The 18,526-nt window shown below is 58.7% G+C and carries 17 protein-coding genes; 7 read left to right on the forward strand and 10 right to left on the reverse strand.

Annotated features, from left to right (window positions below; translation table 11 throughout):
• The first annotated feature begins 144 nt into the window (after window positions 1–144).
• Entirely contained in the window at window positions 145–1,623 is a 1,479-nt protein-coding gene (locus tag WA354_RS06905; protein WP_472812267.1) for a hypothetical protein, read from the forward strand.
• Between the two features lie 88 nt (window positions 1,624–1,711).
• On the opposite strand, the gene WA354_RS06910 is transcribed toward WA354_RS06905, so the two are convergent.
• Together WA354_RS06910 and WA354_RS06915 are read right to left on the reverse strand one after the other, a co-directional pair.
• Window positions 1,712–2,929, reverse strand: coding sequence for a hypothetical protein (locus WA354_RS06910; RefSeq protein WP_472812268.1), 1,218 nt, complete (start codon window positions 2,927–2,929; stop codon window positions 1,712–1,714).
• A gap of 152 nt (window positions 2,930–3,081) precedes the next feature.
• Window positions 3,082–3,564, reverse strand: a complete 483-nt coding sequence (locus WA354_RS06915; RefSeq protein WP_472812269.1) for an Lrp/AsnC family transcriptional regulator — start codon at window positions 3,562–3,564, stop codon at window positions 3,082–3,084.
• Window positions 3,565–3,792: 228 nt separating this feature from the next.
• Between WA354_RS06915 and ald the strand changes: the two genes are divergently transcribed.
• From ald to WA354_RS06930, 3 genes are all read left to right on the forward strand, one after another.
• Entirely contained in the window at window positions 3,793–4,908 is a 1,116-nt protein-coding gene (gene ald, locus WA354_RS06920) for an alanine dehydrogenase (RefSeq protein ID WP_472812270.1), read from the forward strand.
• 89 nt (window positions 4,909–4,997) lie between these two features.
• Window positions 4,998–7,295: a sensor histidine kinase gene (locus WA354_RS06925; RefSeq protein ID WP_472812271.1), complete on the forward strand. Its 2,298-nt coding sequence runs from the start codon at window positions 4,998–5,000 to the stop codon at window positions 7,293–7,295.
• Window positions 7,292–8,647: a sigma-54-dependent transcriptional regulator gene (locus WA354_RS06930; protein WP_472812272.1), complete on the forward strand. Its 1,356-nt coding sequence runs from the start codon at window positions 7,292–7,294 to the stop codon at window positions 8,645–8,647. Before WA354_RS06925 ends, WA354_RS06930 begins: the two co-directional genes overlap by 4 nt.
• Here the strand turns inward: WA354_RS06930 and WA354_RS06935 are convergent.
• Entirely contained in the window at window positions 8,631–9,470 is an 840-nt protein-coding gene (locus tag WA354_RS06935) for a J domain-containing protein (RefSeq protein ID WP_472812273.1), read from the reverse strand. The two genes, WA354_RS06930 and WA354_RS06935, sit on opposite strands and share 17 nt — an antisense overlap.
• Window positions 9,471–9,815: 345 nt before the next feature.
• On the opposite strand from WA354_RS06935, the gene WA354_RS06940 reads away from it, so the two are divergent.
• Complete coding sequence (locus WA354_RS06940) at window positions 9,816–10,262, forward strand: recombinase family protein (RefSeq protein ID WP_472812274.1); 447 nt, start codon at window positions 9,816–9,818, stop codon at window positions 10,260–10,262.
• 12 nt (window positions 10,263–10,274) lie between these two features.
• Here the strand turns inward: WA354_RS06940 and WA354_RS06945 are convergent, their stop codons facing one another.
• The 3 genes from WA354_RS06945 to WA354_RS06955 form a co-directional block, all read right to left on the reverse strand.
• Entirely contained in the window at window positions 10,275–10,553 is a 279-nt protein-coding gene (locus WA354_RS06945) for a HigA family addiction module antitoxin (RefSeq protein WP_472812275.1), read from the reverse strand.
• Between the two features lie 19 nt (window positions 10,554–10,572).
• On the reverse strand, window positions 10,573–10,851 hold the full coding sequence (locus tag WA354_RS06950; protein ID WP_472812276.1) for a type II toxin-antitoxin system RelE/ParE family toxin: 279 nt from the start codon (window positions 10,849–10,851) through the stop codon (window positions 10,573–10,575).
• A 61-nt stretch (window positions 10,852–10,912) separates the two neighbouring features.
• Window positions 10,913–11,947: a hypothetical protein gene (locus WA354_RS06955; protein WP_472812277.1), complete on the reverse strand. Its 1,035-nt coding sequence runs from the start codon at window positions 11,945–11,947 to the stop codon at window positions 10,913–10,915.
• Window positions 11,948–12,130: 183 nt separating this feature from the next.
• Here WA354_RS06955 and WA354_RS06960 point away from each other — a divergent pair, with 183 nt between their 5' ends.
• Together WA354_RS06960 and WA354_RS06965 are read left to right on the forward strand one after the other, a co-directional pair.
• On the forward strand, window positions 12,131–12,439 hold the full coding sequence (locus WA354_RS06960) for a hypothetical protein (RefSeq protein WP_472812278.1): 309 nt from the start codon (window positions 12,131–12,133) through the stop codon (window positions 12,437–12,439).
• Between the two features lie 183 nt (window positions 12,440–12,622).
• A complete protein-coding gene (locus WA354_RS06965) occupies window positions 12,623–15,319 on the forward strand; it encodes a TonB-dependent receptor (protein WP_472812279.1) in 2,697 nt (898 codons plus the stop codon).
• A gap of 79 nt (window positions 15,320–15,398) precedes the next feature.
• Here WA354_RS06965 and WA354_RS06970 read toward each other — a convergent pair whose 3' ends face one another.
• The 4 genes from WA354_RS06970 to WA354_RS06985 all read right to left on the reverse strand — a co-directional run.
• Window positions 15,399–15,791, reverse strand: coding sequence for a hypothetical protein (locus WA354_RS06970; RefSeq protein WP_472812280.1), 393 nt, complete (start codon window positions 15,789–15,791; stop codon window positions 15,399–15,401).
• Window positions 15,792–15,878: 87 nt separating this feature from the next.
• Entirely contained in the window at window positions 15,879–16,694 is an 816-nt protein-coding gene (gene kdsA / locus WA354_RS06975; RefSeq protein ID WP_472812283.1) for a 3-deoxy-8-phosphooctulonate synthase, read from the reverse strand.
• 150 nt (window positions 16,695–16,844) lie between these two features.
• Entirely contained in the window at window positions 16,845–17,402 is a 558-nt protein-coding gene (locus WA354_RS06980; protein WP_472812281.1) for a hypothetical protein, read from the reverse strand.
• A 161-nt stretch (window positions 17,403–17,563) separates the two neighbouring features.
• A partial coding sequence (locus WA354_RS06985) for a CTP synthase (RefSeq protein ID WP_472812282.1) occupies window positions 17,564–18,526 on the reverse strand: 963 nt, incomplete at its 5' end.

Here is an 18,526-nt window from a genome sequence, read left to right on the forward strand (position 1 = left end):
CAGGTCTCGATTTTGAGACCTGGGAGTTACCCGCAAATACCCGCAAATCCATCCTTCCAACAACTCCATTCCCGCCGAAATTCGTCTCACGTATATACATCGTGCGCTCTTGATGCGCCCCTCATTCCCCGGAGGTTCCCTCTTATGCGTCCATTCCTGCAATTTCTCCCGGCAATCATCTTTGTTATCAGCACCACGTTTGCCAGTGCTCAGGCGGCATCCGATCCGCGCAACACGACACATCAGGACCTCAACCTCAAAAGCCTGCTTACCGCGCCGGTGCTGAAACTGTCCGAAGCTTTCACCCGGGACAACGCCATCCGTCCAGATTCGCGCATCAATCAGAACTACAGTTCCGCGCCTGCAACTCCGCTATTATTCACCAGCCCCGTTTTCAATCAGTCGATCTTTGATAATGCCTCTCGCGTGCAGACTTCGACCGCGCAGGGTGATCCCTATGTCACGCCCGTCACCCGCATCGTCTCGTCCGACTCCGGCGTAAATGACACAGCGCCGCTCTACACCTACCACAACTGCAACTACACCGCCGCGAACTCCGCAGCCCCCTGCGTCGGCGCATTCATGATTTCGCAGAACAACCCCGGCGACCTGCACAACGGCGTGTGGGGCATCAATCCCATCGCTATCCAGCGCCACGGCAGCGCCAACTCCCTCACCTACGGAGTGGAAGCCAACATCTTCAACGAAACCGGGTCCGATCCCGGCCCACCCTCCACACCATCCCGCGCCATGAGCCAGGTATTCGGCATCGCTGCCACCATCGCCGGCAATCACCCCGGCATCACTCATGGAACATCAGCTTTTCTTGTCACCGATGAAAACAGCGGCTCCTACTGGTACGACGGCCTCTGGGTCGAACGCGCCATCTATGCCGCTCTTGAGGCGGGACCAGTTGGCGGCGGTTCCGATCTGCAGTGGTCCGTCGTCTCCAACGCCACCGGCAGCGCCAGCCCGCAGCACAACTTCGCCAGCATTCCGCAGGCCGACATTGCCTCGTCGTGGAACGGCCACGGATCGGTCCTCGAAGTTCTCAGGCGGCAGTTCGTGCCCAGTTCGACCGCGCATCCCGCCGGCTGTTACGACTACACCTTCTCGACCGCGCTCCGCCAGCAGTTCTGCGACGACGGAAGCAACGTCTTCCTGCCCGCCTCCAGCGCCGCCGCCATCCGCATCACGCCCGACGCCAACGGAGAAACCGCAGCCGCCCTCTCCGTCACCAACGCCGCCAACACCGCCTATACCTTCCTGGTCCAGAAAAACGGCGCCACCACCATCGACAACTCGCTGACCATTAACAGCACTGCCCGCGCCGCTTCCTTCCAGGTCGGACAGCACACAGTTTTACCTGCGAATCTCGACGGCTATCACGGCTCCGGGTCCCGGGTTCAGATCAGCGACGGCTCAGGAACCAGCGGGAATCTGACAAAATACGATCCGTCGGGCAACGTCACGGACAGCGGTGTCTCCGTCTCTCAGGTCCCTGTCGCGTCTCCCAAAGCCGTGGCCGGACACGTAGCCTGCATCAAGGCTCTTGGTCCACCAGTCCAGATCGGCTCATGCTCCACGCGTCCCGACTCCACCGGAGCCTGCTCCTGCAATTAACAGGCAGACGCGAACCCATTGGTTCGTTGCCATACTGTCCGCTTTTCAAAAAGAGCCAAGAGCTAGCTGCTGGCGGTAACGGGAAGAGCTAATTCAGCCGCGCATGGAGTACAGCCGCCTGTCCCGCAGCCGTCAGCGCGCAATTCGCATGCTGGTCGCACTTGTAATGAATCAGCATGTAGTTGCTTGCCCAGTCGGTGGCTGTCGTTTGTCCGAACCGTTTGTCAATCGCGAAAGACTTCTGCTCTGCCAACAGCAGCCCACGCACGGAGTCGTATCCTGTGACGCGGTCGTCGCCTTGAATCAGAAATCCTTCTCCCCACTTCTTAGCGGTTCGCTTCTGCCCTGAAGAAGCCAGGTCCTTCGCGCGTTGCGCCGCCGCTTTCGGATCAAGCAGGTCGGCCTGCTCTGCAAGTGACGGGAAATTCGTGTTGAAATCCCAGTAGTTGGCGCGCTTGTACTGATCGGGTGAGCAGGGCAGTGCGCCTTGAGCGTTCACCACCGTCACTTGCCCCTCGTCCGAAGTTTGATTCTGGAAAAGATCCATCCCTTGCTCTCGTGTCGCTTCCGCAGCCTGCATCTGGCTCACCTGGCTTTGCCGCGCTGCTTCCAGGGCAGCATTCCGCTCCACTAGCGAGAGCTTCTTCCCGTTAGCACCGATCGGCGACACTGAAACGGGCACCTCCGCATGCAGTGGATCGAACCGGAAATCTACTTCCTTCCCGCACAGCGCAAACCCCGTCTGATCCAGCAGCCGAATGTTCACTGACAGCGGCCCCGGCGATGCTGTTATGGCTTTCGAGAACCCTGCTCCCCACCGATCCTCCATCGGCTCAATGCGCAATTGATAAACTAGCCTGCCCGTCTTGGCATTGCCATCCCATCGCGTGTTGAGATGACCACGCAGCCCGGAGGCCGCCACAATTCCAGGGCCCAGGTCGCCGGGCGATGGCGCATCTGACTTTGGCCTGGTTGTGAAGACAACAAAAATCGCAAAGATGATGAGCGCCGCAAAACCACCGATCAGCATAAGGTTTGGTTTCTTCTTCGGTGGCGGCGGTTCCTCTGGCTGCTTTTCTGCCGGATCGACGAATTCCTCCTGCTCCACCTCTTCGGCTTCGGGCGTCTCTTCCGTGTGAGGCTCCTGGACGGCCGGCTCCTCAACGGCGACCGCAACAGCGCTTGCGTTTGCCACAGGCACGGATGCGGCTTGCGCTGTAGCAGGGGGCTTCGCCGGAGACGGTGGTGCAGGATGGCTTACTTCCGCGAACTCTTCGTCGAATTCATGTTGGTCAGACTCGAACATAACTGCGCCTTCCAGGGGATAAACGTGAATTTTCCCACGTTGGTAACGTCAGAAGCAAAGTACCGGCGTAACCCCACTGTATCGCCGACACCTCCAAAATCGCACCGTCATGGGCCTCAATCAATTGACTAGCTAGGTTCGTCCGGCCATTCCTAGAGGCGGCTTCCGTCTAGTACGTCTCGCAGCGCAAAGCTCGTCTCCAGCCGCGTAACCCCAGGCAGGCGTGAAAGCTCGTTCTGGTGCAACCGCCCGTAGTCGTCAATACCCCCTACCCGCGCAACCAGCATGTAATCGTACTGCCCGGCCATCAAGTGGCAGCTTACGATCTCCTTGCAATGGCGAACGGCCGTCTCAAATGCGCCAAGCACTGCGGCCGATTGCCGCTCCAGTGTCACACGGATGTAAACCGTCATCCGCTTCCCCAGCAACCGATCATCCACTTCCGCCCGATATCCTCGAATCGCGCCGGCACCTTCCAGCGCCTGAATCCGCCGCGATGCCGCCGAAGCCGACAGGCCCACCGCCTCGCCAACTTCGTAATTTGTAGCTCGCCCACTCCGCTCGAGATAGCGCAGAATTGAGGCGTCAAGCTCATCGAGTTCGGTGTTTTGCGATGCTCCGCCGGTTTCTTGCATTAAAGCGCCCTCATTCTCATGATTTGTGCTCTACGAGATGTTTTAACACGATATTTGCACACATTGAAATGCCTCCACGCCTTAGGATGTGTCCAACTGGAAGCAGTAAAGCCAACGCGCCGGATAAATGCCCTCCCCCAGGAAAAAACGTCCGGCGCGCGGCTTTCCAGCCTGTTCCAGGCCACCCAGCGAGAAGAGCACCCAAAAAAGCCGAATAGGAGCCAACAAATGATCATCGGCGTTCCGAGAGAGATTAAGGACAACGAAGCGCGCGTTGGAGTCACACCCGCTGGCGTCAAGGCACTTACCGAGTCCGGCCATAAGGTGCTGGTCGAAACCCATGCGGGCGAGCTTTCCGGATTCACCGATGCGAGCTATCAGGATGCCGGCGCCGAAATCGTCGGCGACGCGGGCCACGTCTGGGGCAAAGCCGAAACAGTGGTCAAGGTCAAAGAGCCCATCGAGCAGGAGTACGTCTATTTTCGCGAAGGCCTGGTGCTCTTCACCTACCTTCACCTCGCTCCCATTCCCGTTCTCACCAACAAGCTTCTCGACTCCAAGGTGATCGGCATCGCCTATGAAACCGTGCGCGATCGCCAGGGCACCCTGCCGCTGCTTACGCCGATGAGCGAAGTTGCTGGCCGCATGAGCGTACAGGTTGGTGCCGCCTATCTCGAAAAAGAGCGCGGAGGCCGCGGCATTCTTCTCGGCGGCGTTCCGGGTGTTCCCCCCGCCAACGTCACCATTATCGGTGGAGGTATCGTCGGCACCAACGCCGCGAAAATCGCCCTCGGATTCGGCGCCAAGGTGACGCTCGTCGACGTCAATCTTCAGCGCTTGCGCGAACTCGACGACCTCTACGGTGGTCGCCTGTACACGCTGGCTTCAAACAGCTACAACGTCTCGCTGGCTACCCGCGAGGCGGACCTTGTAATTGGTGGAGTGCTCATTCCCGGCGCGACCGCTCCCAAGATTGTCACCCGCGCCATGGTTTCAGCCATGAAGAAGGGCGCAGTGATCGTCGACGTCGCCATCGACCAGGGCGGCTGCGTCGAAACCGCCAAGCCAACCTCGCACTCCAATCCCAGCTACGTGGTCGACGGAGTTGTTCACTACTGCGTAACCAACATGCCTGGAGCCGTGCCGCACACCTCCACGCTGGCGCTCACCAACTCGACCTTCCCGTACCTGATGCGCATCGCCAACCTCGGCGCCCGCGAAGCCCTCAAGCGCGACCCGGGTTTAGCCGAAGGCCTCAATACCTACCTCGGCACGCTCACGCACCGCGGAGTAGCGGAGAGCCAGAAGCGCGAATGGACAGGAACCGACATCGTGCTGGGATAGCATGCGGTGAATGACAATCGCCCTGCTCCGTGGTCTCTGATCTCTGATGCCGGTCCACTGCTCTCTCTGATCCCTTCTATAATCCCCCCATGCCCACTGAAGGCAGCTCACGGCGGCGGACAGTCCTACTTCTCGGTGCCGGTGTATTGCTGTTTTTCGCGTTGCTGGGAGCTCTCCAGGCCTTTAATCCCATCCCCTTCGTCAATCCTGAGACTTCCGGTGAGACGCTCGCTTTCACTGGCCTTACCGTAGTCGTCTTCCTGCTACTGCTGGTCCTGTTACTTCTTCTGCTGCGTAACATTCTCAAGCTCTACGCCGATCAAAGCAGTAGCGCCCTTGGAGCGCGGCTGCGTACGCGCATGGTTCTTGGAGCCGCTCTTATTGCTCTTACGCCCGCGGTCTTCATGTTCCTGTTCAGCTTCCAGCTCATGAACCGCTCCATCGATCGCTGGTTTTCGCCCAACACGTCGGAACTCCGCGAAGACTCAACCCGCGTCGTGCTTGAGCTGGCTCAATACGTTGCAAGCAATGCTCGCGGAGAAGCAGAATCGATCGCGGCCACCGGCACGCCCGATGGCGAGGTGTCGGCGCTGGAAAAGGTTCTCGCTTCGCATCGCGTCACGCTGGAGGGTGGTTTTGTTCTTGTGTATGACCAGGGTCGCCATGTCGTCTCCAGTTTCGGCGCCCCTCCAGAGAGCAGCACTGTCAGTCTTGTTCCGTGGCTTCCTGAAAAGTCTGGCGACCCGAGATTCCAATCCGTCATTCCGCTACCGGGCCCGCTTTCAAGCAGTATTCTCACCTCGGCTCTGCGCAATGACGAACCAGTCATCCGCATCGCCGGTCAGGATTACGCCCTGGGCAAATCGGCAACCCAATCAGGAAAGCTCGTGATCGCCGTACTGCCCATGCCGCAGGGACTAAGCCAGACAACCGCCCGCATTCGCCAGGGTGCAGCAGAATATTGGAACCTGTTTCGCTCCCGAAATAGCATCCGCGCCACGTTCTTCCTCATGCTGCTTTTAATCACCGTGGTGGTCTTCTTCTCCAGCGTCTGGCTTGCCTTGTTTCTTTCCAAACAAATAACGCGCCCGGTAGAGGCGCTTGCCGATGCCATGGACGAGATCGCCGCAGGCAAATATGAACATCGAGTCGGCCTGGTCACGACCGGCGAAATGGCAGAGCTGGTGCGCTCGTTCAACCACATGGCAGCCGATCTTGATGCAAGCCGCAAACTCGCCGAGAGCTCCTCCGCACAGCTCACTGCCGCCAATCAGGCCATCGAAGCACGCCGCCGCGAACTGGAGACGATTCTGGAAACGATCCCTTCCGGCGTCGTCACGCTCGATAGTGCTGGAAACGTCCTGCAAGCCAATCGAGCTTTCGCTGTTCTGATGGGGCAGGACGAAAACGCGAACATTCGCGGTCAGAAACTCGATCTTCTGTTGCCGCCCGATTCCGTTGAAGAACTCGCCGGAGTGATTCGCCGCGGCCAGCGCATGGGTGCAGCCTCCCTCGAAATCGAACTCCATCTCCATGGGCGCAATATGCATCTTGCCATCACCAGTGCGCGACTTGAATTGGCGCACGGCAGGCCCGGGACAATCCTTGTCGTCGAAGACACTTCCCAACTCCTCCGCGCCCAGCGCCAGCTCGCATGGAAAGAAGTGGCGCAGCGCGTGGCCCACGAGATCAAGAATCCGCTCACACCCATCGCGCTCTCAGCCGAACGCATCGGACGCCATCTCGACCGCGCCCAACCCGATTCGCCTTCCGTCATTCGCAAGTGCAGCGAGGTCATCCTGACCTGCGTGGGCACGCTGCGCACACTTGTCGACCAGTTTTCGGCACTCGCCCAATTCCCGGCGCCGCAACCGCGGCCCTGCGATATGAACCAGGTCACTGACGAAGCACTCGCCATGTTTGCGGGGCGCCTTGAAGGCATTACCGTACAGCTTGATCTCGAACCCGGCCTTCCCCTGGTTCTTGCCGATCACGAGGCTATTCGTCGCGCGCTCGCCAACCTCATCGACAATGCCGCCGAGGCCATGCAGGGCAGTCTTCTCCGCATCTTGCGCGTGCGCAGTTCCCTTGCCGAGGATGGCGCCGCTGTAGAAATCGAGGTCTCCGACACAGGCCACGGCCTCACTGAAGAGATTCGTGAGCGCCTGTTCCTGCCCTTCTACTCCACCAAGCACCGCGGCACCGGCCTGGGACTCTCCATTGCCGCCAAGATTATCCAGGAACTCGGCGGTTCCATTCGCGCCGAGAGCAACACCCCCAAAGGCGCCCGTTTCCTCATTCGCCTGCCTCTGCTTGACCACGCCGAACCGACCACGCAGGGGGCGAACGCGACCGACGCAACTCCTCTCACTGAGGCCCGCTCATGAACCATGTCCTCGTGGTCGATGACGAGGCGGAAATTCGCACGTCTCTTGAAGAAATCCTCACTGAAGAAGGCTACGCCGTCGCCACTGCACCCACCGCGGCTGAGGCCCTCGTGCTCATTGAGGACGCACCCTACGACGTCGTCCTGCTCGACATCTGGCTGCCCGACCGCGATGGCCTCGACGTTCTCGCCGATATCCATGCATTCGCCCTCGAAAAGCGGCCCGAGGTCGTCATCATTTCGGGCCACGGCACCATCGAAGCGGCGGTGAAAGCCACCAAGCTCGGCGCCTACGACTTCCTTGAAAAACCTCTATCCCTCGACCGTACTCTCATCGTTCTCAAGAACGCTGTCGAAGCCCGCCGCCTTCGCAACGAGAACCTCGAATTCAAGCGCCAGTTCAGCGTGGGCGCAGTGCTCACCGGTGAGAGTGTGCCCGTCAAAGCGCTTCGCCAGCAGATTCGCCTGATGGCCCCCACCAACGGCCGCGTGCTCATCTACGGCGAATCAGGCACCGGCAAGGAACTCATCGCCCGCGCCATTCACGCTGAAAGCCTTCGGCGCGATGGTGTTTTTATTGAACTCAACTGCGCCGCCATCCCAGAAGCCCATATTGAATCTGAATTATTCGGATACCGTCATAGCGTGCAGCCCGGCGGGCCGCCTGAGCAACGGGGAACGCTGGAGCGCGCCGACGGTGGATCCCTCTTCCTCGATGAAGTCGGCGACATGAGCCTCAAGACTCAGTCAAAAATGCTGAGCGCTCTCGACGAGCAGCTTTTTACGCCGGTCGGCGGCACCCAGCCTCTGCGCGTAGACGTTCGCCTGATCGCTTCAACAAACAAGGACCTCGAAGAAGAAATCGCCAAGGGGAACTTTCGCGAAGACCTCTTCTATCGCCTCAACGTGGTCCCGTTCTTCGTGCCCCCGTTGCGTGAACGCAAGCAGGACATCCCGCTTCTGGTCCGCGAATTCCTCGCCGACTTCGGGCGCCAGTACGGCCGCCCGCGCATGGAGATCAGTGAAGAAGCCCTTGAAGTGCTGAAGCAATATCACTGGCCGGGCAACGTGCGCGAATTAAAGAATGTGATCGAGCGGGTTCTGATCCTGAATCCACGCACCCTGCGCATCGAGCGAAAACAACTGCCGCCCCTTACGCACAAATCCAGCTCACGCGCGACAGAAGATTTCTCCACGCTGCAGCAGGCGCGCGACGCCTACGAACGCGACTACATCCTCAAGAAGATTGAAGAAGCTCGCAATAATGTGAGCCGCGCCGCAGAACTCCTCGGCCTCGAACGCAGCCACCTCTATCGCAAGATGAAGACGCTCGGAATTACTGTACGCGAGTAGAAGGCTGGTCATCCTGGGTGTTTAAGAGCGCGTAAGACCGCCGATCTCCCTTATTCTGCCGCCGGTCGCCGATATTCACGCGCCGGTCCCGTATTCCCGCCGCCCGGCGATCGGATCCAGGCATCCGCAAAGTGGCCGCGCTCCGGCGGTCCCCGCCCTCTCCGCGCCGATCCAGCCAGACTGACATCGAGGATGGCAAAATGATCGGCGCTGACCCATTGCTCCTATTTGCTCCCTGCGCTCCATTCGGCTGTTGCTTCTGCGCTCGCGCCGATTTGTCGAACTGCACTTTGCCATCGGTCAACAGTTTATTCAGCGTCGGCAAACTGCCGCGCTGTGTCTCGATGTAGTCCACGCCCTCCGCCGTCAGCGTGAAGTCGGAGTTGTCCGCCCTGGTGATGTAACCCTTCTTCTGGAGATACCAGGTTGTGAAGTCCAGGTAGTCACGCGGAAATCCCATCCGCCGCTCGATCTCCGCCAGCGAAACTTCGGGAAAGCGCGGATTCGCGCGCCGCTTGAAGTAGAGCACTGCCAGCACGGCGATCCGGCGGTTCAACTCGCCTTCCACGCTGTCCATGAAGTCAACGGAATTGGAAAGGGGTTTGACTTCCATTGCCTCCTGGCGGCAGACCGCATCGTATTCCGCGCGCCGCACCGGGCTGGAGAGCGTGTCGAAGGCGGACTTCAGCAGCCGGAACATCTCCGCGTCACCCGACTCGGGGTTATCCGGATGCAGCCGTGCAGCCAGATAGCGATAGACGCGATGAATGGTATCCGCGTCAGCGTTAGGGCTGATTTGCAGGAACTCGTAGTAGTCGATCATCCCAGTCAGTCTTTCTCTCTATATTTCCTGCGTGGAGATGCGATACAGATGTACACGGGAATGCCGAATTGTAGCAGCCTTCCTGCGCGTCCTGTAAAGCGGATTCACAACTCGTCCCGCGATACACTCAAAAAACCGCTAACTATAAAGGCCACGCTGCGCATCGGCCTTGTCCATTACCGGACAGAGAGTTGCAAAAACGGCCAGAGTGGTCAGCCGCTCAAAAGACCATGGTTCCTGATAAATGGTTCGAGTTTGAATATCTTACGGCCAGAAATTTGCCGTGCCGTTCTGGTCCCCGAATTGCCACAGACCTTCTCATTGTGGTGTCTTTGGAGGCTTCCCATGGCCTATTTCGAGCGTATTCGTGATGTGGTGTCCGAGCCCTTTAGTTCGGATGTGATCAGCCAGCGTACCGCTGGTGGGTGGCAGATGGTATCAATCGAGTGGCGGCGCGAGCTTCCCGACTCCGAAACTCCGCCCGATGGCGCGTTCAGCGAAGCCATTCCCTACGGCTTGCGCATCTCTGAAGACTGCAAGCGACTCGAAGTCGATCCCCACGAAAACCAGGTCCTTCTCCTCATGATGGATCTTCTGGCGCAGGATTTTTCTTATTCGGCCATCGTCAGCGATCTCAACGAGAAGGGCTTTCGAACCCGCGAAGGCCGGCCCTGGAGCCGCGTCGCCGTATTCAACATGATGCCTCGCCTCATCGAAGTTGGCCCGCGCATCTTTTCGAGCGAAGAGTGGGAGCAGCGCCGCATAAAACTCGCCCGCCGCGGAGCGCCATAAATCCCAATTGCCTTAGGCCGCCGCAATTTCGTCGAGTGGCTTGACTTTGGCACGCTTCTTCTTTGAAGCGATCCAGAGATCGCGCTGTGCCTGAAGACGCAGCCAAAAACTAGCGTCCGTGCCAAAAGCCTCCGATATTCGCAACGCCATGTCGGCCGAGATGCCGGCCTTGCCATTTAGAACCCGCGAGAGCGCAGGTCGGGTGACCCTCAGATGCCGCGCAACCTCCGTCACTGATCTGCCCTGCAGATAGTATGCGAGGACTTTTCCGGGATGGGATGGATTATGCATCTGCATCGCTTAACCTCCTTCAGTGATAATCCTGATAGTCCACGAAAACCACATCTTCTTCATCAAACGCAAACGTCAATCTCCAGTTTCCACTTACACTCACTGCCCAATACCCAGCGAGTTCTCCCTTCAGTGCATGGAACTTCCAACCTGGAATGTTCATCTGCTCCGGTCGCGTCGCGACATTCAAAACGGTAAGTTGATCACCGAGCTTGCTGGCATGACTGGGCTGAATTCCGGCCTTGGAACCCGAAAGAAAGAATTTCTCCACTCCTTTATGACGGAAGGACCGTATCATCTGAGGTTTATTGTATACCGTAACGCAACGCTATACACCCATTTTATACATCTCGCTCCGATCACTTGAGAATCGGCCCCAGCGAAGCCGGGTTATCGCCGGTTCGCGGATCCACGCGAAAATCCCACACGGACTGGCTGATGTCCGATGGTGACAGAATCTCCACCAGTGCGTATTCGCCAATGGTCAGCGTGCCCTCCGGCGTCAGCTTCAACCAGTGCTTGCCCGGCATCACTTCTGCCTTGGTCGGAATCACGTCCTCATCCTGCGTGACCTTGCCCGTCGCGCTCACGTGAACTGCGCCGATAATCCTCACCTCACGCCGCTCGTCCACTTTGACGATCGCAAATCCCGAACTCGGCGAATGTGCCCCATGCTTCCTGTGCGCCATCTCTTTCGCGCCGCCTGTGGGCACCGTCATAGCATGTGACAAAACCTCCTGCACTTCGTCGTTCCCCTCAAGCGAGAGATAGATCGCGGGATCGTTGACATGCAGATGTACCTTGGCATGTGCCCCCGTCAGTTCGACCGTAGCCTTTTCGCCGGCCAGCGGATTCAGCGTCGCCAGCCCCTTCCGGTTCTTCTGATTCAGATTGAGATCAGACGGCACCAGTTCCACCAACTCGGGCGTCCCCTGGTAGGTATCCAGAACAAATACGCCGTCCTGATCGGGAAGCTCCAGCCCCTTCGCAACTTCGGGCATTCGGGCCTTCATATCGTCCCTTGCCGCCGCCTCTTCCTTATCGATCTCCTCGGCTTCTTTCATTCCAGGCGAGGCTCCCTCAGAGCTCTCGTACGGGCCGGTGTGGGTCTGCTCCCACTTGCGCGTTGCATCCCAGTCCACCAGGTCGTACGGCAACTCTTCCCAGTCGCCTCCCCGCTCCAGCGACATATAGCGCACGCGGTCGCCCACCACCTGGTACTGGCGCACGATCTGGTAGCTGCCGTCTTTCAGAATAAGGCGATGGTTGTGTGCCAAGCCGGGTGCATCCGGCTTCAGGGTGGTCCGGTTGTCCTGCTTGCTCTGCTGACTCTGCGCAAACCCCGCCGCCGCCAGTATCAATGCCGCAAGCGCAAGTGTCGCTATCCGCCACATGTGGCTGAAATGCCTCATTGCCCAACAGTTTAGACGGTCGCGCCGGCCTCTGGTTTGCGCTCAGTTACTTCGGATGCTTTTTACCCGGTGACATCCGGTGGCCTGCTGCATCAAATCACATGTATTCTTGTTGCAGGCCCCCTCTTACAAGGAAGCTTAAGTTTGACTGGACTTCACACATGGATGCGTAGCGACCGCCGCGCGAGGCCCAGAGCCTATGCGGCAGTTGTCTTGGTGTGCCTGGCGCTGCTTGCGCTCATCACGGTAATCCAGGTAGGGCACGTTCACTCCGTCGATACCGACGCTGACCACTGCGCTCTTTGCGTCGTTCTGCACCATGCGCCGGCTCCGGCCGCGGCTGCCGCAGCGGTCATCGTGCTGGTTCAAATTGAGGCCGTGGCTCCAGTTGTTGCCCTTCGTCCCCTGGGAACGATCTGGCACCCGCAGCTTTTCATTCGTCCCCCTCCGCAAGTCTCCCCGGCGTCGTTCTGACGTCGCGTCCAGGCCCGATCTTCACGCTCATATAGCACGCATCCGGACTCGTAGTCCGCATACGGGCTCGAAAAGCATTTGGCCTCGACCCCACTCACAACGATGCCGCCGTTCTACTGACCGGCGCCGTGCGTAATTTCCACGGCCTTACCCCCATTCAGTCAACATCGGAGGCTAATTTTTATGCGGTCCATCTGCAGCAATTTTCTTCGCATACTTCCACTCGCGGCCCTTTTGATTGCGACCACCATCGTCGCTCACGCCGCCCAGGGCGGCAATGCCGGCTCTGTTCGCGGCACCGTCACCGACCCATCAGGCGCCGTGGTTCCGGGTGCGACTGTGCGCCTCACCAACGCTGTCAGTGGCTTGGACCGCACCGTAACCACGGACGCAACCGGCCAATTCGAAATTGAAAATATTCCTTTCAACAACTACCAACTCAGTGTTTCGGCTCCCGGGTTTGCCCCGCTCAGTCAGAGTATGGCTCTTCGATCCTCAGTGGGCACGACGATGAAGCTCGTTCTGCAAGTTGGTGCTGCGGATTCAACGGTAACCGTGGAAGCTTCGGGCGATCTGGTTGAGACCGACCCCACGTTCCACACGGACGTGGATCGCGACCTCTTCATAAAAGTACCGCTGGAGAGCCAATCGTCAACCCTCAGCTCTCTTGTCACGCTTACAACGCCGGGAGTGGCGGCAGATTCCAACGGATTGTTTCACGGCCTGGGTGACCACGCATCGAACTCGTTCTCCGTGGATGGCCAGTCCATCACGGACCAGCAGAGCAAGGTCTTCTCCAACCAGCTTCCGTCCAACTCGATTCAGTCCATCCAGGTCATCTCCGGCGCCCCGCCAGCAGAATACGGCGGCAAGACCAGTCTGGTAATCGTCGCCACCACGCGTTCAGGCCAGGGGGTGACCAGGCCCACCGGAAGCGTGACCTCCTCGTACGGAAGTTTCGGCTCCGCCTCAGCAGGCTTTGACCTCTCTTACGGTGGAAAGAATTGGGGCAACTTTGTGGAAGTCGACGGTTTGAATACGGGACGCTTCCTCGATCCCCCGGAGTTTACGGTCTTCCATGCGAAGGGCAATCTGGAGAACGTCTTCGACCGCGTGGATTATTCCTTTACTGCAGTCGACTCGATCCACGTGGACTTCAACTACAGCCGGTCCTGGTTCCAGACGCCTAACTCATTCGATAACCTGAACGTGCAGAATGTGGTTAGCGGAGGTACCAGCGCCAACCCGGTGTACGGAAACGTGGGCAACACCGACCAGCGCTCGCAGATTGGGACCTTCAATATCTCGCCAACCTACACGCGCGTCATTGGCAACAACTCAGTATTCAACTTGGGGGCTTTTGTCCGGCGCGACAACTATAACTACTATCCCAGCAACAACCCACTGGCCGACCTTGGACCTCCGAATCTGCAAACCGCCTCGATTAGCCAGAGCCGCACCCTCACGAACGCCGCGGTTCACTCGGACTTCTCGTATTCCAAGGGAATCCAAACCATCAAGATCGGCGCGCAGTATGGGCAGACCTTCCTGAACGAAAACGATCGTCTGGGCATCGTCGAATCGGCCTATGCCTTCAGCGCTCCTTGTGTGGACGCCAACGGCAACCCGTTGCCGGGCTTCGCCAATCCCTCTGATTGCACCATCGGAGCGAATCCGAACTATCTCCCTGTACTCGCACCCTACGACCTGACCCGCGGTGGCAGTAATTACCTGTTCTCAGGCCACACCGACGTCAAGGAACTGGCTCTCTACGCCGAAGACCAGATCAAAGCCGGCAGCTGGCTCTTCAACCTGGGCCTGCGCGAGGATGTGTACAACGGCCTCACGGATGCCAACCAGACACAACCCCGCGTCGGTATCGCCTATAACATCAAACCGTCCGCGACCGTGCTCCGCGTCTCTTACGCACGTACCCTCGAGACTCCCTTCAACGAGAACCTCATACTTTCCAGCGAGGGATGCTCGAATGCGGTGCTGTCTCCTTTGCTGGCCTGCGCCCCGGGTTCATCCGGAACGCTGCAGCCCGGCTACCGCAACGAGTTCCATGCCGGTTTCCAGCAGGCGGTGAGCAAACGGATCGTCGTTAGCGGCGAGTACATCTGGAAGTACACCCACAACGCCTTCGACTTTAGCGTGCTGGGAAATACCCCCATCACCTTTCCTATCGACTGGCATAATTCGAAGATCCCGGGCTATGCGATCAATGTGCAAGTGCCCGAATACCATAACTTCAGCGCATATGTTGAGATGTCGTCCGTGGCCGCCCGCTTCTTTCCGCCACAGGCGGCCGGAGCCGGAGCTACGCCACAGACAGGCGGCCAGCCCTTCCGCATAGACCACGACGAGAAGTTCAACGAAACGACCCACCTCAACTACCAGATTCCCAAAGGCAGCTTCATGCAAGGCATCTGGGGTGGCTTCAACTGGCGCTATGATTCTGGTCTGGTGGCCGGTTCGGTGCCATTCGCTACCGACAATACAACACCAGTCGACCTGAGCGGCCTCACCTTCGACCAGCAGGCCCAGGCCGGCCTTACCTGCAATGGCGTAAAGGCCACGCCTACGTCCGGCTTTAGTTCGTGCTTGCCGACCCAGTACACCTCGTCGCTGGTTCGCATCCCCGCGCCCGGAACCGAGAACGACGACAAAAACCCACCGCGGATTGCGCCGCGCAGCCTCTTCGATGCGACGGTGGGCAAAGACAATATCTTCCATGCCGATCGTTTCAAGACGAACCTCAACTTGACAGCCATTAATTTCACCAACAAGTTCGCGCTGTATAACTTTCTCTCGACGTTCAGCGGCACACATTACGTGACCCCGCGCGCCCTCACAGCAAACCTAACTTTCAACTTTTAAAACACCCCAATGGCGTCGCCGTGTCACTGGGGCAAATCTTGTCTAAGGAGACTGTGCGAGGGGCTCTGTGCTGGAAAATTCAGCGCAGAGCCAGGTTTGCCGCAACCGCCGCGATGCACAACTTCACCAGCCACCCGGCTGAGTAGCACATCACAAACACGCGATGCAGCTTGATAAACGCCGCATTGGTAAGAATCAGCGGCAGCGGTCCGGCAATCCAGACCAACATAGCAAGCTTGAGTGCGCCGCCGAGCGAGGTCACGCCCAGCCACGCCGCCATGTAGACAAACGCGCCGCACGTCACAAATGGAAGCGCGCTCGATACCGCGATGGCCCTGTTCTCCGATCCTTTTCGCCAGATCTCCGGATACGTCCAGCGGCGATGAATCCAATCTCCCGCGAAGAACCAGTCGGTCATCGAAGTCACGATGCCCGCGCCAACCACCACGAGGATCAAACGAGTCCAGTGCATGTCTCAACTACGCTGCTGATGCAATATTCTGCTCCGGGGAATAACTTCGCGCAATCGAATATCCCGCCGGATGATTCAACAAGCGAGCTACAAGCTACAAGCACTGCTAATCGCCAGCAGGCTCTCCAGTAGCGGCTTCAGCAGATCCAGCCGCAGCGCATTCGCCCCATCCGACTTTGCATGCGCCGGGTCGTCATGCACTTCGAGGAAGATTCCGTCTACACCTGCCGCCACCGCCGCTCGCGCCAGCAGCGGAATGAACTCAGGCTGACCGCCGCTCACCCCGTTTGCCGCTGAAGGTTGCTGCACTGAGTGTGTGCCATCAAACACCACAGGCGCCAATGCTCGCATCACTGGCAGCGAACGATAGTCCACCACCAGCGTGTTGTAGCCGAAGCTGGCTCCGCGCTCCGTGAGGAAGACGCGCTCATTGCCGGTCGACCGCACCTTCTCCACCGGATGCGTCATGTCCCACGGCGCCACGAACTGGCCCTTCTTGATATTGATCGCCCGCCCGGTTTTCCCCGCCGCGACCAACAAGTCCGTCTGCCGGCAGAGAAACGCCGGAATCTGCAGCACGTCCACGGCCTCAGCCGCCACTTCGCAGTGCGACGGCTCGTGCACATCGGTCAACACCGGCAATCCCGTGTCCTTCGCCAGCCGCCCCAGGATCTTCGTGCCTTCCACCAGCCCCGGCCCCCGAAAGCTCTTCACGCTCGTCCGGTTCGCCTTGTCGTAACTCGCCTTGAAAATGTAGGGAATGCCCAAGTCGCTCGTAATCCGCTGAATGGCTTCCGCCATCCGACGCACGTGGGTTTCGGACTCAATGACGCACGGTCCCGCAATCAGAAACAGCTGCCCCTCGCCCACGCGAACAGGTCCAATTTCGAAGGAGTGACTCATCGAAGCCGATTCTATCGCGACGATCCGCTGCGGCGGCATTCCACGTCCTCCGCGAGTGCCGGACCTTAACGCCGGGTGCCCATCCACGTCGCGCATTTTGCGGCTTGGGTAGGAAAGCAGGAACCTGCTCTTCGGCGTGTCACATCTCGTCTACAGCATCCGATTGCGTGACCACTGCACCAGCGCCCGATCCAACGCGTGCAATGGTGTCGGACCGGGCAGATCGAACTGCGGCTTCACGATCCCGCGCTCCACAAGCCGCTGGCAAAACGACAGGTACTCCTCGTAAAACCGTACGTCCTGCCGCATCTGGCCCAGTGCTTCCAAGTCGCCCATCTCCAGCTCGATGTACCGCTCTGGATAGATCGTCGCGAGGATCGACGTGGCCAGCGAGATGTCCACGCCGCGCAGGGCCAGCAACGCGCTCACCGCCTCGGCAGTCGAGCTCTCCGGGGCCGCCGCTACTTCCAGCGCCCGGCGGATACTAGTGTTGCTATTGGCGATTACGTACTGCACCAGTCGTTCCGACTTCCAGCGCACGATCGCTTCTAGGTTGGCCAGCGAGTAGTCGCCATGCCGGATTGCCTCTCCGGCCTCGAACGCCTCTTCTTCCAGATGCCGTTCCCGGTTGGGAGCCTCCTGCCAGCACTGGTCCGCCAGCCGCTGAAGTTCCTTTTCTGAAGGCTGAAGTTCAAAGTGTGCCGTCATGCGAACCCTCCCTTGCCTGTGACTCAGCCCCTTGCGGGGATTTTGCCAAAAACGCAGCAACAGTAGGTCCGTGCGAAAACGACTGTCAAGCGCAATTCAGCTTCGTCACATGGCTGTGTGACGACTGTCATGAGCGCATATGACAGCACTGAGTTTTGAGGCTAAGCAGTTAGCTGCTGATTGATGTTCGCGGCCTCAACCAATGTTCCTTCGCCCTTGCGAACTTGCCGGTTTTTGTAACTAGCCGCAATAAACTCGCGGAACAGCGGATGTGGCTCCAGCGGCTTCGACTTGAACTCCGGATGAAACTGGCAGCCGATGAAGTAGGGATGCTCCGGAATCTCAACGATCTCAACATAGGTCGAGTCCGGCGTCGATCCGCTGATCTGCAATCCGCCGCCCGTCAACAGAGCTTCATACTCGCGATTAAACTCGTAACGATGCCGGTGCCGTTCACTGATTTCCGTGGTCCCATATACGCGATACGCCAACGTCTCCGGCTGAATTACGCAGGTCCAAGCGCCCAACCGCATGGTTCCGCCCATCTCTTCCACGCCCAGTAACTCGCGCAGTTTGTAGATCACCCGATGCTGCGCAGCCGGATCAAACTCACTCGAATTCGCATCCTTCAGGCCACATACGTTTCGCGCAAATTCAATGCAAGCCGTCTGCATGCCAAGGCAAATGCCGAAGTAGGGAATCTTCTTTTCGCGCGCATATTTGATCGCGTTCAGCATCCCCTCGATGCCGCGCTTCCCAAATCCACCCGGTACCAGGATTCCGTCGAACCCCTCCAGTTGCGATTCGTAACTCGTGTCTTCCGGCGTCTTTGATTCCAGCCCCTCAGCCTCAATCCAGGTCACATTTAACTTCAGATTGTGCGCGAGAGCCCCATGTGTCAGCGCCTCTTTCAGCGATTTGTAGCTGTCCTCGTACTCCACATACTTGCCCACAATTGCAATCGAGACTTCATCCTTCGGGTGGTAGCACCGATCAACGAGATCCTTCCACTTGCTTAAGTCCGCTTCGGGAGCTTCCTTGTGCAGGTACTTGAGAATCAGCCCGTCCAGCCCTTCCTGCGCAAAGTTCAGCGGCACCTCGTAAATCGAAGGAACCGTCGTCGC

This window comes from Occallatibacter sp., assembly GCF_049802275.1.
GTDB lineage: Bacteria > Acidobacteriota > Terriglobia > Terriglobales > Acidobacteriaceae > Telmatobacter.

Bases quoted from the DNA above. Each gene is read 5' to 3' on its own strand.
- WA354_RS06905 (WP_472812267.1), top strand. From the start codon at position 145: ATGCGTCCATTCCTGCAATTTCTCCCGGCAATCATCTTTGTTATCAGC.
- WA354_RS06910 (WP_472812268.1), bottom strand. From the start codon at position 2,929: ATGTTCGAGTCTGACCAACATGAATTCGACGAAGAGTTCGCGGAAGTA.
- WA354_RS06915 (WP_472812269.1), bottom strand. From the start codon at position 3,564: ATGCAAGAAACCGGCGGAGCATCGCAAAACACCGAACTCGATGAGCTT.
- ald (WP_472812270.1), top strand. From the start codon at position 3,793: ATGATCATCGGCGTTCCGAGAGAGATTAAGGACAACGAAGCGCGCGTT.
- WA354_RS06925 (WP_472812271.1), top strand. From the start codon at position 4,998: ATGCCCACTGAAGGCAGCTCACGGCGGCGGACAGTCCTACTTCTCGGT.
- WA354_RS06930 (WP_472812272.1), top strand. From the start codon at position 7,292: ATGAACCATGTCCTCGTGGTCGATGACGAGGCGGAAATTCGCACGTCT.
- WA354_RS06935 (WP_472812273.1), bottom strand. From the start codon at position 9,470: ATGATCGACTACTACGAGTTCCTGCAAATCAGCCCTAACGCTGACGCG.
- WA354_RS06940 (WP_472812274.1), top strand. From the start codon at position 9,816: ATGGCCTATTTCGAGCGTATTCGTGATGTGGTGTCCGAGCCCTTTAGT.
- WA354_RS06945 (WP_472812275.1), bottom strand. From the start codon at position 10,553: ATGCATAATCCATCCCATCCCGGAAAAGTCCTCGCATACTATCTGCAG.
- WA354_RS06950 (WP_472812276.1), bottom strand. From the start codon at position 10,851: ATGATACGGTCCTTCCGTCATAAAGGAGTGGAGAAATTCTTTCTTTCG.
- WA354_RS06955 (WP_472812277.1), bottom strand. From the start codon at position 11,947: ATGTGGCGGATAGCGACACTTGCGCTTGCGGCATTGATACTGGCGGCG.
- WA354_RS06960 (WP_472812278.1), top strand. From the start codon at position 12,131: ATGCGTAGCGACCGCCGCGCGAGGCCCAGAGCCTATGCGGCAGTTGTC.
- WA354_RS06965 (WP_472812279.1), top strand. From the start codon at position 12,623: ATGCGGTCCATCTGCAGCAATTTTCTTCGCATACTTCCACTCGCGGCC.
- WA354_RS06970 (WP_472812280.1), bottom strand. From the start codon at position 15,791: ATGCACTGGACTCGTTTGATCCTCGTGGTGGTTGGCGCGGGCATCGTG.
- kdsA (WP_472812283.1), bottom strand. From the start codon at position 16,694: ATGAGTCACTCCTTCGAAATTGGACCTGTTCGCGTGGGCGAGGGGCAG.
- WA354_RS06980 (WP_472812281.1), bottom strand. From the start codon at position 17,402: ATGACGGCACACTTTGAACTTCAGCCTTCAGAAAAGGAACTTCAGCGG.